Source organism: Pseudomonas libanensis, from assembly GCF_001439685.1.
In the GTDB taxonomy this organism is placed as follows: Bacteria; Pseudomonadota; Gammaproteobacteria; order Pseudomonadales; family Pseudomonadaceae; genus Aquipseudomonas; species Aquipseudomonas libanensis.
The window spans coordinates 15,146-30,185 of record NZ_JYLH01000014.1 but is presented as its reverse complement, the minus strand read 5'-3'; the positions used below and the strand labels follow the sequence as shown (position 1 = coordinate 30,185).

The window sequence follows — 15,040 nt, the reverse complement described above, 5'->3', positions numbered from 1 at the left end:
TTTGCAGGGAGGTGCTGTAGGCAATGCTGGCGGCGTCGGCCACCGCCTGCTCGCGGTTGACCTGATCGGTAATCACCGTGGCGAACTTGACCACTTTGTACAGTCGCTCGCTAGCGTCCAGCACTGGGTTGTAGGTGGCTTCCAACCACACCAGGCGGCCGTGGCTGTCCACGCGCTTGAAGCGCGCCGCAACGTACTCACCGGCGTTCAGGCGTTTCCAGAACTGCTGGTACTCGGGGCTGTTGTATTCCTGCGGCTCACAGAACATGCGGTGATGTTTACCCTGGATCTGCGCCAGGCTGTAACCCATGCTGCTGAGGAAGCGGTCATTGGCGGTGAGCACGTGCCCGTCCAGGTCGAACTCGATCAACGCCGTGGAGCGCATCAGCGCGGTGATCAGGTTGTCATGTTCACGCGAGTTCTCGATGGTGCGGGTGAGGTCGCTGGAAAACACTGAAAAATGCTTGAGACGCCCCTGCGAATTACGCACCGGCTGCACAATCGAGCGCAGCCACGCCTCCTTGCCGTTGCCCCGCATCAGGCGTACGGCGCCGGCAAAATGTTCGCCGCGCGCCAGCGCATGCTTGAAGCGCAACTGGAACTCGTCCTGGCGCACATGGGCCGGCACCAAGTCTTCAATCGCCCGCCCTACAATTTCGCCCAGCGAATAAACCAGCTCTCGCAGGAAGTTGGCATTGGCCCACTCCACCCGGCCCTCGGCATCCAGCGTCAGGCATAGCATTTCGTTCTCCAGGCTCTCCTTGACCTGCAGCAAACTCGACAAGTCTTCGCGAAGAGCGGCCAGCTCCTGCTTCAGGCGGGTGTTGAACATGGGGCACCATTAGGCAAGTGAGGTGGGCGTACTAACCTGCATCGGCGTTGGCGCAGTTTTCTGAAGAGGGCTTGGGACTCAAGTCGGACTATATTTTCAGCTCCATCAGCCACCATTGAACCGGCACACACCCATGACTTGATATTCCAGGGTATTGAGCTTGCCGCTGGAGTCTTCATAAGTCATGCGCGACGGCACGGCGTTGCACGAGCGGATCGGCGGCGTCACGTTGACCACCTTGGCGATGTCCAGGTCCATGCCGTAGCGATAGGTTTGCACCTGCGGCACAGCCTTGCCTTTTTTCATCGCGTAGGCAGCCATGGCTTTCTCGTTGCGCTCCATCATCAGGGCGAAGGTTCGATCCCCTCCGCCTTCGGCCAGTGCACCAAACGACAAGACCGCCGTTAATACGCCCAAACCTACTTTATAGAAGTTCATTGCAAAGTCCTCGACTGAAAAGTTAAGTGTCGAGACTAACCAACCAACCCTGACGCCAGGTTCACCAAAGCATTACTTATTTGTTAGATGGCCGTTAGTTTCCAGAATCGTAATCTTCATGCAATGCCACTGTTATACGCCGTTTGTAACTATCAGCCTGGGCCAGATCAATAAGAACGCCTGCCTCTATAAGAAGCCGATAACTGCCATCACCGAGGAGCGCATCATGAACATTCGTCACTACACCCTTCCCTTTTCACTGATGGCCGCCTTGCCCCTGGCCGTGGCCGCAGAGCAGGAAAAGCCCGAAGGCTTTATAGAAGGCAGCAGCCTGAACGTACTGGCGCGCACTTTTTACTTCAACCGAGACGATCGCAAGGGCCAATCCAGCCCCACCGGTAACGGCTATTCCGAAGCCTGGGCGCAAGGGCTGATCAGCCAGTTTGAATCCGGTTTTACCCAAGGCACTGTGGGGTTTGGTCTGGACGCGTTTGCCATGTTGGGGCTCAAGCTCGACTCCGGTGCCGGCCGCAGCGGCGGCAAGGGCTCGTTCGGTGTGTTGCCGGTGGACAGCGCCAATCAGCCCGAAAACAGCTACAGCAAACTCGGCGGCGCGGCGAAACTGCGGGTACTGGATACGGTAATCAAGGCGGGCGATGTATTCCCGCTGACGCCCGTCGTGGCGTACGGCGATTCACGGGTATTGCCGCAAAGCTTTCGCGGTTTCACCGTACAAAACACCAGCCTGGAAGGCCTGAGCCTGCAAGGCGGGCGCTTGAGCGGCATGAGCCAACCCAATGAAAGCGGGATGAACAACGGCTTTGCGACGTTCTATGCGGGCAAGGTCGATTCGCCTTGGGTGGGCTATGTCGGCGGTGACTATCAATTTAATAAACACCTGAGCGTCAGCCTCTACAGCAGCCGTTTGAAAGACGCGTGGAATCAGTACTACTTCGGCAGTTACGCCAATTATGCGCTGACCGACGACGTGTCACTGTTCGGCGATTTCAACGTCTACAAGGCGGTGGACGAAGGCAGCAAACGGCTCGGCGAATTCGACAACACCATCTGGAGCGCCAGACTGGGAATCAAAGTCGGCGCCCACAGCGTGGCGGTGTCGCACCAGCGCAACAATGGCGACGACGACTTCGACTACCTGCGCCAGTCTGATTCGATCTCCCTCAATAACTCGATCCAGTACAGCGACTTCAACTCGCCCAAGGAGCGCTCATGGATGGTGCGCTACGACCTGGACATGCAGGCGTTCGGCATCCCGGGCCTGTCGTTCATGACCCGCTACGGCAAGGGCACCGGCGCCGACTACAGCAACGCCAACGCCGTGTATGTGCGGCGCGATGCGGCGGGTAACCCACTGACCGATCAACGCCGTTGGGAACGGGATATCGAAGCCAGGTATGTAGTGCAAAGTGGACGTTTCAAGGACTTGTCCCTGCGCTTGCGCCAGGCCACCGTGCGCTCCAGTGCCTTTGAATCCGACCTGGAAGAAGTTCGCTTGATCGCCGAATATCCACTGGCCGTGCTATGACGCCTTACATTCCCTCGCGATTAACTAACATCTGTTCACAAATAGCCGTCTATCAAAATTGTAATATTGGCTCCAGCTTCTCGTTAAGTTGAAATTTCTATACTGGCTTCAACTTATTCACCGAGCACATTCATCTCTGAAGCTTTTGTGTAGCTCCTTTGGAAAGAGATGAGTTTTTAACGCCCCGCTTGGGGCGTTTTTTTTGCCCGCAGGGTTATGCGACCGATGGTCGCAGTTGACCCTAAAGTTACTTCAGCGTTGAAACTTTTCCTACTCCCCTGAAAACAGCCGCCAAACGGAAATGGGCGCTTTCTCTCTCCAGACATTAGAGGTAACACCCCATGCGTATCCTTGTGGTTGAGGACGAGCAAAAGACCGCTGACTACCTGCAGCAAGGCTTGAACGAAAGCGGCTATGTGGTCGACTGCGCCGCCAATGGCATCGATGGCCTGCATCTGGCCGGGCAGCACGCGTATGAGCTGGTGATTCTCGACGTCAACCTGCCCGGCAAGGACGGCTGGCAAGTTCTGCAAGAGCTGCGGCGCAATAGCACCCAGCGGGTAATGATGCTGACCGCCCGGGGCCGGCTGGCTGACAAGATCAAGGGCCTGGACATGGGCGCCGACGATTACCTGGTCAAGCCCTTCGAGTTTCCCGAGCTGCTGGCCCGTGTGCGCACCTTGTTGCGACGCAGCGAACACATTCCGCAGCCGGAAGTATTCCGCGTGTCGGACCTGGAACTGGACCCGCGTCGCCATCGTGCTTATCGCGGCACCCGGCGCATTGACCTGACTACCAAGGAGTTCGCCCTGCTCCACGTACTGATGCGCCAGAGCGGCGAAGTGCTGACCCGCACGCAGATTATTTCCCTGGTGTGGGACATGAATTTCGACTGCGACACCAACGTGGTGGAAGTGTCCATCAGCCGCTTGCGGGCCAAGGTGGACGACCAGAGCGAGGTCAAGCTGATCCACACCATCCGTGGCGTGGGCTATGTGCTGGAAGCGCGTCCATGAAGACCGGCAGCCTGTCGATGCGCCTGGGCCTGACCGTCAGCCTGATGGGCGCGGGGCTGGTGTTGCTGCTGGCCACCCTGGCCTACCTGGCCCTCACCCATGAGTTGGAAAAACTGGCGCGCAAGAACCTGGAAAGCAAGATGGAACAGATCCAGCACAGCCTGGCCCTGGGGCTCGATGCCCAGGCCATCCGCGCCCGCCCCCATTCGCTGTTGGACCTGGTCATCGGCCATGACAATTTCTACCTGACGATCGTCGGCACCGCTCCCAATAACAGCGTGTTACTCAACATCGGTGCCAAGCCCCAGGAGCCTTTGCTCACTGACTTCAAGCCTCGGGAAACCCTCGGCTACCTGAACTGGACCGACAACTATGGCAGCCAGGTGCTCAGCGCCTCCAGCCTGATGCGCCTGGCCAGCGGCGAGCGCGTGCGGGTGCTGCTGTCCCTGGACCGCATGGACGACCAGGCGTTGCTCAGCGCCTACCTGCGCGCCACGCTGATTGCATTGCCGTTGCTGTTGATCCTGATCGGCATGGGCGCCTGGTGGTTGGTGCAACGCGGCCTGGCACCGTTGAAGCAGTTCAGCCAGGTGGCGGCGAAAGTCACCACACAGGACCTGACCCATCGTTTGTCTGTGGATAACTTGCCCCACGAACTCGGTGAGCTCGCACAGGGCATCAACGTGATGCTCGATCGCCTGGATGCCGGGGTGCAGCAACTCTCGCAGTTCTCCGATGACCTGGCCCACGAACTGCGCGCGCCCTTGACCAACCTGATGGGCAAGGCCCAATTGACTCTGTCACGCCAGCGACCACCCGAGGAATATAAAGCGGTGCTGGAATCCAGCACCGAAGAGCTCGAACGCCTGGCGCGTATCGTCAGCGATATGCTGTTCCTGGCCCAGGTCAGCCATCCGGCGGCGCGGGCGTCATTCACCGAAGTGTCCCTGGCCCAAGAAGCCCAGCGGGTGATGGAGTTGTTTGCCCTGAGCGCCGAAGACAAACACGTCACCCTGAGCCTGCGCGGCGATGCCTGGGTGACGGGCGATCGGCTGATGATCCAGCGGGCGATTTCCAATTTGTTGTCCAATGCCATTCGCCACACACCCGAGGCCTCTACCGTGTTGCTGTTGGTGGAGACCTACGAGCAGAGCGTATCGCTGTCGGTGGGCAACCCGGGGCGAGGCATTGAAGCGCACCACCTGCCGCACCTGTTCGAACGCTTCTACCGCGCCGACAGCAGCCGTACCCGTGCCGAGGGCGGCACCGGGCTGGGGCTGGCGATCGTCAAGTCGATCATGCATCTTCATGAGGGGCATGCCCATGTCACCAGCCAGCCGGGGCGCTTTACGCGGTTCAGCCTGGTGTTTCCTTTGCAGACAACAGAGATCTCATGTGGGAGGGGGCTTGCCCCCGATGGCTGTGGGTCAGTTGATGCATGTGCTGGCTGACACACCGCTATCGGGGGCAAGCCCCCTCCCACTTTGCTTTGTGGTGTCTTCAAGGTATCAGGCAACTCACTCTTCGCGGCGATGAGCCCATTGGTACAACGCCGGCAGCACCAGCAAGGTCAGCAAGGTCGAAGAAATAATCCCGCCAATCACCACCGTCGCCAACGGGCGCTGCACTTCGGCGCCGGTGCCGGTGGCAAGCGCCATGGGGATAAACCCGAGGGACGCCACCAGCGCGGTCATCAACACCGGCCGCAGACGGGTCAATGCGCCTTCGTGGATCGCCACCGCTAACGAGCGGCCTTCTTCGCGCAGGTTGCGGATAAAGGCGATCATCACCAGGCCGTTCAGCACCGCCACACCCGACAACGCGATAAAGCCCACCCCCGCCGAAATCGACAGCGGAATATCCCGCAGCCACAGCGCCATGATCCCACCAGTCAGCGCGAACGGAATACCGGTAAACACCAGCAAGCCGTCCTTGAGGTTGTTGAACATCATGAACAGCAAGCCGAACACCAGCAGTAACGCCACCGGCACCACGATGCGCAGGCGCTCGGAGGCTTCTTTCAACTGCTCGAATTGCCCGCCCCAGGTGGTCCAGTAACCGGCGGGCACTTTCACCTGGGCGATGAGGGCGGCTTCGGCTTCCTCGACAAACGAGCCGATATCACGCCCGCGCACGTTGGCGCTGACAATCACCAGGCGCTTGCCGTTCTCGCGGCTGATCTGGTTGGGGCCGAGCACCAGGTCGAGGCTGGCAACCTGGGACAAGGCGATAAAGCCCAGTTGCCCCGACGTGTTGCTGGCCAGCGCCGGCACCGGAATCAACAGCCGTGACAAGCCTTCGATGTCCGTGCGCAACGCGTCGGACAAACGCACCACCATGTCGAAGCGCCGATCCCCTTCGTACAACGTACCGGCCTGGCGCCCACCGACGGCGACAGCGATGGTGTCCTGCACATCGCCCACGTTCAGGCCAAAGCGCGCGGCCTTGTCGCGGTCGATATTGATGGTCAGCACCGGCAGGCCGGAGGTCTGTTCCACCTTCACTTCCGAGGCGCCGTTGAGTTTCTGCAAGGTCTCGGCGATTTCTCCAGCGGTGGTGTTGAGCACCGCCATGTCATCGCCAAACACCTTTACCGCTACATCGCTGCGCACCCCGGAGATCAATTCATTGAAGCGCAGCTGGATCGGTTGCGACAACTCGTACACGCTGCCCGGCACAATCGCACTGGCTCGCTGGATATCGGCAATGATGGCCTCGCGGGACTTGTTCGGATCGGGCCATTGGGCCTTGGGTTTGAGCATCACGTAGCTGTCGGAAATATTCGGCGGCATCGGGTCGGAAGCGATTTCGGCGGTACCGGTACGCGCAAATACCCGCTCGATTTCCGGCACTTCGGCCAGTAAGGTTTTTTCCAGTTGCTGCTGCATCTGCACCGATTGCGTCAGGCTGGTGCCGGGTACACGCAGTGCCTGCTGGGCAAAGTCACCTTCACTCAGGCTGGGGATGAATTCGCTGCCCATGCGGCTGGCCACCGCGCCCGACACGACAATGGCCAGCAGCGCCAGGCCAAATACCAGCGGGCGGCGCGTCATCACCCAATTGAGCACCGGGTCGTACACCCGACGTGCGCCGCGCATGACCCAGTTTTCTTCTTCCTTGACCTTGCCGGTGACGAACAACGCAATCGCCGCCGGTACGAAGGTCACCGACAGAATCATCGCGCCGAGCAAGGCAATCACCACGGTGAAGGCCATGGGGTGGAACATCTTGCCGGCCACGCCGGTGAGGGCAAAGATCGGCAGGTACACCACCATGATGATCAACTGCCCGAAGATCAGCGCCCGTCGCGCTTGCTTGGCGGCGGCAAACACTTCGTGCAGGCGCTCAATGCGGGTCAGCAAACGGCCATGGCGCTGCTGCGCATGGGCCAGGCGGCGGATGGCGTTCTCGACGATCACCACCGCACCGTCGACGATAATGCCAAAGTCCAACGCGCCGAGGCTCATCAGGTTGGCGCTGACTTTGTTGGTGAACATGCCGGTAAAGGTGAATAGCATTGCCAGCGGAATCACCATCGCTGTGATCAGTGCCGCACGGATATTGCCGAGGAACAGGAACAACACCGCGACCACCAGCAACGCACCTTCGAAGAGGTTCTTCTTCACGGTGGCGATGGCTTTTTCTACCAGGTTGGTGCGGTCGTAGACGGTGACCGCCACCACCCCTTCGGGCAGCGAGCGGTTGATCTCCTCGAGTTTTTTCGCCACCGCCTGGGACACGCTGCGGCTGTTCTCGCCGATCAACATGAACACCGTGCCCAGCACCACTTCACGGCCATTTTCCGTGGCCGCGCCAGTGCGCAGTTCGCGGCCGATATCCACCTGGGCCACATTGCGCACGCGGATCGGCGTGCCGTCCGAGGTGGTGATGACGATGTTGGCGATGTCGTCGATTGACGCCACTTGCCCCGGTGCGCGGATCAGCAACTGCTCGCCGCTGCGCTCGATATAACCGGCGCCGACGTTGGCGTTGTTGCGCTCCAGCGCGGTGACCAGGTCATTGAGCGTCAGGTTGTAGGCAGCCAGGCGCTTGGGGTCTGGCGCAATCTGGTACTCCTTGGCGAAACCGCCGATCGTATTGATCTCGGCCACGCCCGGTACGTTGCGCAGTTGCGGCTTGATGATCCAGTCCTGGATCACCCGCAGGTCGGTGGGTGTATAGGGCGTGCCGTCGTCCTTGCGCGCACCGTCCTCGGCCTCCACGGTCCACAGAAAAATTTCCCCAAGGCCGGTGGAAATCGGCCCCATGGCGGTTTCGATGCCATCGGGCAATTGCTCCCGGGCCACTTGCAGGCGTTCGTTGACCAGTTGGCGGGCAAAGAACAGGTCGGTGCCGTCTTTGAAAATCACCGTGACCTGGGACAAACCGGAACGCGACAGCGAACGCGTCTGCTGCATGCCCGGCAGGCCGGCCATGGCCGTCTCGATGGGAAAGGTGATGCGCTGCTCGGCTTCCAGCGGTGAAAAACCCGCCGCCGTTGAGTTGATCTGCACTTGCACGTTGGTGATATCAGGCACCGCGTCGATGGGCAGTTTCTGATAGCTGGCGATGCCGACACCGGCCATCAGCAGCACCGCCAGCAGCACGATGATGCGCTGCTCGATGGCAAATTGAATAAGGCGCTCAAACATGGGGAATCACTCGCAGATCAATGGGCGTGTTCGGCCGAGCCTTTGCCCAGTTCGGACTTGAGGATGAAGCTGCCAACCGTCGCCACCTGCGCGCCGGCCTCCAGGCCCTGGCGCACTTCGACGTAACCGTTTTCACTGACGCCCAGTTCAAGATGGCGAGTGATAAAACCGTCTGCGGTGCGTACGAACACCGAGGGTTTGTCCTCGACGGTCTGGATCGCGGCTTGCGGCACGGTAACCTTGGCCTGGTAGGTATCGGTGGCGAGCTCCACCGCCACAAACAAGCCTGGGCGCCAGGCGTCGTCGGGGTTGGGCACCGTCACGCGGACGGTGGCGGTGCGGGTCTGCTCACCGAGCAAATTGCCGACATAGGCCACGGTGCCGAGCACTTCGGTGCCCATTTCCGTGGAGCTGACTTTCACCGGCTTGCCCACGCGCACCTTGTTCAAGTCTTTGGGAAACATCCCGAAGGTGACCCACACCTGGGACAAATCCGAGAGCGTGAACGCGTTGCTGGTTTCACTGACCACCTCGCCCACGCCCAGGTGTTTTTCCACCACCACCCCAGCAAACGGCGCACGCAGTTCATAGCGATTGCCGCCGGCCAATATCGCGTTGCCGCTGAGAGCGGTCATCTTCTGCCGGGCGTTGTTCAGGGCGATTTCGGCTTCTTGCAGGGTTTGCCGCGCCAGCAAGTAATCCTGCTCGGCGGAGATTTTGTCCTGCCACAATTGGCGCTCGCGCTGGAAGGTGGTGCGCGCCAGCTCGACCCGGCGCTGGCTGGCCGCCAACTCGCTGCGTTGATCGGAAATCTGCTGGCTGGCGATCACCGCCAGCAGCTCACCCTTTTTTACTGACTGGCCAAGATTGACCTTCACTGCCTCCACCACACCCGCCGCACGGGGCACGATGTGGGAGGTGCGGTCTTCATCGAAGCGCACTTCGCCCGGTAGCGTCAGCAGAGTACTGATCGAGCGCGGTTGAGCCTGGGCCAGCTGAATGCCGGCGGCCTGGATCTGCTGCTCGGTGAGCTCGAGCATTCCTTCTTCCTCGGCGCGTGCGAAGCCCGATAGCAGCAGGCCCAAGGCGACGGCGAGCGCCATGCCATGTTTTTTGTTCATCAGGAGACTCCAGGAAAAAATCAAAACCGGGCGAGGTCGCCGTAAATGCGTTCGATGCGTACCCAGGCGTCGGTGGCCTGGGCAGTTGCGTTGAGGTATTGGGTGCGGGCCGCGATCAAGGTGCGCTGGGCGTCGAGCACGTCGAGGAAGTTGAACTTGCCCATCTCGAAACCACGGGTGGCGCTGTCGACCGCGCTTTGTGCGGCGGGCAGGATCTGCTGGTTGAATGCGCGCACCTCGGTATTCGCCGTTTGCCACAGGTCCAGGGCCTGGCGGGTCTCGGTGCGCAGGCGCAGCTCGGTGGCGTTGCGCTGATCGCGGGCCTGATCGGTGCGGCGGCTGGCAGCGAGGATGTTGCCCTGGTTGCGGTTGAACAACGGGATCGGCATCGACACGCCCACCAGGTTGACCCGCTCGCGCACGCTGGCGTCGTATTGGCTGCCGATGGACACATCCAGGTCCGGAATGCGCTGGGCTTTTTCCAGGCCCACGCTGGCTTCGTTCTGCACAATATTCAGTTCGGCCAGGCGCAGCTCGGCGGTCTGCTCCAGGCGCGCCAGCAATTGTGCGGCGGCGGGTAACGCCGGTGCGGAGGTGTTTTGTGTGGCGACCGCTTCGAAGTCGGTGGCGGCACTGCCGATGCTGGTGGCCAGGCGCCGGTAGGCGTCATTCAGGCCAATCTGGGCACGATTCAACTCCAGGCGGATTTCCGACACCTGCACCTGGGCACGGGTGGCCTCCACCGGTGACGATTTGCCGGCGCTGACACGCCCGCTGGCAACCATCAGACCGCGCTCAGCCAGGGCCATTGAGCGTTGCGCCAGATCGAGGCGTTCCTGGGCGCGCAGGGCCGCGTAATAACTGTCGATCACCTCGGCGCGCAGGACGTTGCGGCGCCGTTCCAAGGTCAATGCGGCGGCGTCTTGGGCGCGGGTAGCCACCTCGATGCGCGCACCGCGCTTGCCGCCCAGTTCCACGGTCTGGCTGAGCTTGATGCTGGTGGTGCGGCTGTTGCGGCGGGTGTCTTCGGCGTCCCAGGAGGCCACCGGGTTGGGGATCAAGCCGGCCTGCTGGCGGCCGCCTTGGGCGATGTCGATTTCCCATTGTGCGGCCGCCAGGTCCGGGTTGTTGGCGAAGGCGGTTTGCAAGGCTGCATCGAGGGTGAGGGTCTGTGCCTGGACGGCATTTGCGCCTAGCCACAAAGCCGCCGCCCCCAACAGTGTTCTAACGGAAATTGCCATAACGAGAGTTCCACGCCCATGAAGTCGCTGAGGTTTCCCAGCGGGGGCAATGTAGCTTTCGGTACTTATCAGGGCCGTGGGTGGAAGATTACAAATCCGTTAGCCAGGCTCAGGCATGCACTTGGTCGTGGTCGTCATGCTGGAAACCTTCGCCTTCGACCTGGATCGTGGCGTGGGCAATATCGAATTGTTCGTGCAGCAACTCCGTCACTCGACTGAGGATCTCTTGATCGCTGCCCTGGGAGGCATCCGCGACCAAATGCGTACTCAGCACGTTCTTGCCGCTGGTGAGGGCCCAGATGTGCAGGTCGTGCACGTCCTTGACCCCGGGCACACTGCGGATGCCCTGCTCCACCTGCTCGATATCAATGCCGTCCGGCACCCCTTGCAGCAGTATGTTCATGCTCGCCTTGAGCAGCGCCCAAGTGCGCGGCACCACCCAGAAACCGATGGCGGCGGCGACCACCGAATCGACCCAGCCCCAGCCGGTGAACATGATAACCAACGCCGCAATAATCACGCCGATGGAGCCGAGCATGTCGCTCCAGACTTCCAGATAGGCGCCCTTGACGTTGAGACTCTCGCCGCTGGCCGCGCTGAGCAGGCGCATGGCGACCAGGTTGACGACCAGCCCCAGCAGCGCAATCACCAACATGCCGGTGGACTGGATCTCGGCGGGGGCCTGCAAGCGCTGGTAAGCCTCGTACAAGATGTAGAACGCCACGCCGAACAGCAGCAGTGCATTGAAGGCCGCCGCCAGGATCTCGAACCGCGCATAACCGAAGGTACGCTTGCGATCGGCCGGACGCTTGGCGACCTGGATCGCCACCAGGGAAATGCCAAGGGCCAGGGCGTCGGTCATCATGTGCGCGGCGTCAGACAACAGCGCCAGGCTGCCGGTGACAAAGGCACCGATGACTTCGGCAATCATGAAGCTGCCGGTCAGCCCCAGGGCCATCCATAACTTGCGTTCGTGGCCGGCGCGTACTTGGGCGTGGCTGTGTCCTGCGCTCATGAAATGTCCTCGAGGGTTGGGGTGCGGCGGATCATAGAGCTATAGGCCAGATCCACTGGCATGGTTTGCAAAATTGTCATCCGCGCGCCAGTGCGTCGTTACTTTCAAGCGCACCAAATTGCCCATGAGACGATTGTCTCGGTGGTCGGGGCTGGTGGGCACCTCGGTGCTCTGGCACTTCTTGACCTGATCTTCACTTGGCCAAGGTGTGGCGCTTGCCAAACCACGCCACACTCGCCACCCCCACCGCCCCCATCACCACACAATACCCCACACAGATCCACGGGCTGGTGGGCATCAGTGCGATCAACAGCAACGGTGTGGTACTCGCCCACAACGCATAGGCGATGTTGTAAGTAAAGGAGATCCCGGACACCCGCACCTGCGCCGGGAACAGCCCGACCATCACCGACGGCACCGCGCCCACCACGCCACAGCTCAAGCCTGCCACGGCGTACGCCGCGCCCAGCCACACACCGCCGCTGATCAGGCTGGCATACAGGATAAAGATCCCCATCGGCAGCAACAGGCTGTAGACCAGCACCGCGCGCCACGCGCCGATGCGGTCGACCAGCAGGCCTGCGAGGACGCAACCGATATTCAGGAAGACGATGCCCAGCGCGCTCAAGGCGAAGGTGTGACTGGGGCTCATGCCGAAGGTTTTCTGCATCATGGTCGGGGTGATGACCACCAGCACCACCACGGCCGAGGTGAGCACGCAGGTAAGGATCATCGCCGGCAGCAATACGGCACGGTGGTCGCGCAGCACGCTGCGCAGTGGCATTTCAGCGGCCGCTTGGCGGCGTGCCTGCATTTCCAGGAACACCGGGGTTTCGCTGAGCCAGCGGCGCAGCCATACGCCGATCACACCGAATACGCCGCCGAGCAGGAAAGGCAAGCGCCAGGCGTAGTCGAGAATTTCGGCGGGAGTGAAGACTTGCGCCAGCAAGGTGGCGGTCAGTGCGCCGAGCAGGTAGCCGAAAGTCAGGCCGGCTTGCAAAAAGCCCAGGGCGTAGCCGCGGTGATGACGCGGGGCGTGCTCGGCAACGAAAGTCCAGGCGCTGGGCACTTCACCGCCCACCGCTGCGCCTTGCAGCACGCGCAACGCCAGCAGGATCAGCGGTGCGAAATAGCCGATTTGCGCGTAGGTGGGCATGATGCCGATCAGCAGGCAGGGCAAGGCCATCATCAGGATGCTCAGGCTGAACACGCGCTTGCGTCCCAGGTGGTCGGCAAAGTGCGCCATCAGGATGCCGCCCAGCGGGCGGGCGAGGTAGCCGGTGACGAAGATGCCGAAGCTTTGCAGCAGGCGCAGCCACTCGGGCATTTCCGGAGGGAAGAACAGTTGACTGAGGGTCAGCGCGAAGAACACGAAGATAATGAAGTCATAGATTTCCAGGGCTCCACCGAGGGCGGCCAGGCCCAGGGTTTTATAGTCGGAGCGGGAAAAACGCTGCGCCCGTGGTGAAAAGGTGGCAGTCATGTGCAGGCTCGGCAGGCAAACAAAATGGCGTGCAGGTTATGAGCTGAGCCCATTGATGGCAATCACGATGGATATATTTGTTTTACTCATGGATCGTTGAAGATAACTACATTCCCAAATCAATGGGTGTAGAGGAATATGCCGTAAAACTGCCAAACCCCATAATAACTACAAGAGGAAAGACTCGTGGCCGATGCTATCGAAGACAGCCGCTATGCCCGATTTGCCCTGCGCTGCTCCAACTTTGCAGAGCGCTGGTTTCCTGACTCCTGGGTGTTTGCCGCCCTCGCCGTGGTCATCGTCGCCGTGGCGACCCTGGGCATGGGCGCCGCGCCGGCCGAAGCGGCCAAGGCCTTCGGCGACGGGTTCTGGAGCCTGATCCCGTTCACCATGCAGATGGCCTTTGTGGTGATCGGCGGTTATGTGGTCGCCAGTTCACCGCCGGCGGTGAAGTTGATCGACCGCCTGGCGCGCATCCCCAGGAATGGCCGCTCGGCGGTGGCCTGGGTTGCGTTGATTTCCATGGTGGCCTCCCTGCTCAACTGGGGGCTGTCCCTGGTGTTCGGCGGTTTGCTGGTGCGGGCGTTGGCCCGGCGTACGGATTTGCGCATGGACTACCGCGCCGCCGGCGCTGCGGCGTACCTGGGCCTGGGTGCGGTGTGGGCGCTGGGGTTGTCGTCGTCGGCCGCGCAATTACAGGCCAACCCGGCCAGCTTGCCGCCGTCGATCCTGTCGATCACCGGGATGATCCCGTTCACCGAAACCATCTTTCTATGGCAATCCGGCGTGCTGTTGCTGGCACTGATCGTGGTGTCGCTGATCATCGCCTACGCCACCGCGCCTGGCCCCAACAGCGCCCGTGACGCCAAGGCCTGCGGCATCGACCCGGCCTTTAACCTGCCCAAGCCACAGGCTCCGACGCGCCCGGGCGAATGGCTGGAACACAGCCCGTTGCTGACCATTCTGCTGGCCTTGCTGGCGGCCGGCTGGCTGTTCCATGAGTTCTCGACCAAGCCGGCGATCAGCGCCATTTCGGGGCTCAACACTTATAACTTCCTGTTCATCATGGTCGGCGCGCTGCTGCACTGGCGCCCGCGCAGTTTCCTCGATGCAGTGGCCCGTGCGGTACCGACCACCACCGGCGTATTGATCCAGTTCCCGCTGTACGGCTCGATTGCCGCGCTGATGACCGTGGTCAAGGGCGGCGACGGCCAGACCCTGGCCCACCATATTTCGACGTTCTTCACCTCCATCGCCTCCCACGACACCTATGCGCTGCTGATGGGCGTGTACTCGGCGGTGCTGGGCTTCTTCATCCCATCGGGCGGCGGCAAGTGGATCATCGAAGCGCCTTATGTGATGCAGGTGGCCAATGACCTGCAATACCACCTGGGCTGGGCGGTGCAGATCTACAACGCGGCCGAGGCGCTGCCGAACCTGATCAACCCGTTCTATATGCTGCCGCTACTGGGGGTGTTGGGGTTGAAGGCACGGGATTTGATCGGGTTTTCGTTTGTGCAGTTGCTGGTGCACACACCGTTGGTGCTGTTTTTGTTGTGGGCGTTGGGGACGACGTTGAAGTATTTGCCGCCGGTCATGCCATAACGCGGTCAGTGTGGGAGCGAGCAAGCCCGCTTCCACAAGTTGTTCTATAGCGCCCTCAAGCCTGTCTTCGTTCCGTCACATTCCATTGCTA

10 protein-coding genes and 1 pseudogene are annotated in these 15,040 nt (G+C 61.1%); 4 read left to right on the top strand and 7 right to left on the bottom strand.

The window, feature by feature from the left end; all coding sequences use genetic code 11:
* Positions 1 to 55 precede the first annotated feature (55 nt).
* Both TU73_RS29655 and TU73_RS20640 read right to left on the bottom strand, forming a co-directional pair.
* Positions 56 to 742 (bottom strand): annotated as a pseudogene (locus tag TU73_RS29655) (PAS domain-containing protein); the annotation flags it as partial.
* 195 nt (positions 743 to 937) lie between these two features.
* Positions 938 to 1,270 carry a DUF2790 domain-containing protein gene (locus tag TU73_RS20640; protein ID WP_057013775.1) on the bottom strand — a complete coding sequence of 111 codons (333 nt, stop codon included), beginning with the start codon at positions 1,268 to 1,270 and terminating at the stop codon, positions 938 to 940.
* 226 nt (positions 1,271 to 1,496) lie between these two features.
* On the opposite strand from TU73_RS20640, the gene TU73_RS20635 reads away from it, so the two are divergent.
* The 3 genes from TU73_RS20635 (at position 1,497) to TU73_RS20625 (ending at position 5,283) form a co-directional block, all read left to right on the top strand.
* On the top strand, positions 1,497 to 2,816 hold the full coding sequence (locus tag TU73_RS20635; RefSeq protein WP_057013893.1) for an OprD family porin: 1,320 nt from the start codon (positions 1,497 to 1,499) through the stop codon (positions 2,814 to 2,816).
* A gap of 341 nt (positions 2,817 to 3,157) precedes the next feature.
* Positions 3,158 to 3,832, top strand: a complete 675-nt coding sequence (locus TU73_RS20630) for a heavy metal response regulator transcription factor (RefSeq protein WP_057013774.1) — start codon at positions 3,158 to 3,160, stop codon at positions 3,830 to 3,832.
* Positions 3,829 to 5,283: a heavy metal sensor histidine kinase gene (locus tag TU73_RS20625; RefSeq protein WP_057013773.1), complete on the top strand. Its 1,455-nt coding sequence runs from the start codon at positions 3,829 to 3,831 to the stop codon at positions 5,281 to 5,283. Before TU73_RS20630 ends, TU73_RS20625 begins: the two co-directional genes overlap by 4 nt.
* A 66-nt stretch (positions 5,284 to 5,349) precedes the next feature.
* Here the strand turns inward: TU73_RS20625 and TU73_RS20620 are convergent, their stop codons facing one another.
* From TU73_RS20620 to TU73_RS20600, 5 genes are all read right to left on the bottom strand, one after another.
* Positions 5,350 to 8,484, bottom strand: coding sequence for an efflux RND transporter permease subunit (locus TU73_RS20620; RefSeq protein WP_057013772.1), 3,135 nt, complete (start codon positions 8,482 to 8,484; stop codon positions 5,350 to 5,352).
* Between the two features lie 17 nt (positions 8,485 to 8,501).
* Complete coding sequence (locus TU73_RS20615) at positions 8,502 to 9,605, bottom strand: efflux RND transporter periplasmic adaptor subunit (RefSeq protein ID WP_057013771.1); 1,104 nt, start codon at positions 9,603 to 9,605, stop codon at positions 8,502 to 8,504.
* Positions 9,606 to 9,625: 20 nt separating this feature from the next.
* Positions 9,626 to 10,846, bottom strand: coding sequence for a TolC family protein (locus tag TU73_RS20610; RefSeq protein WP_057013770.1), 1,221 nt, complete (start codon positions 10,844 to 10,846; stop codon positions 9,626 to 9,628).
* 109 nt (positions 10,847 to 10,955) lie between these two features.
* Positions 10,956 to 11,861, bottom strand: a complete 906-nt coding sequence (locus tag TU73_RS20605) for a cation diffusion facilitator family transporter (RefSeq protein ID WP_057013769.1) — start codon at positions 11,859 to 11,861, stop codon at positions 10,956 to 10,958.
* A gap of 193 nt (positions 11,862 to 12,054) precedes the next feature.
* The gene (locus TU73_RS20600; protein WP_057013768.1) at positions 12,055 to 13,344 is read right to left on the bottom strand and encodes an MFS transporter; all 1,290 of its coding nucleotides are present in this window, start codon (positions 13,342 to 13,344) and stop codon (positions 12,055 to 12,057) included.
* Between the two features lie 186 nt (positions 13,345 to 13,530).
* Between TU73_RS20600 and TU73_RS20595 the strand changes: the two genes are divergently transcribed.
* The gene (locus tag TU73_RS20595; RefSeq protein ID WP_057013767.1) at positions 13,531 to 14,949 is read left to right on the top strand and encodes a short-chain fatty acid transporter; all 1,419 of its coding nucleotides are present in this window, start codon (positions 13,531 to 13,533) and stop codon (positions 14,947 to 14,949) included.
* Positions 14,950 to 15,040: the final 91 nt, after the last annotated feature.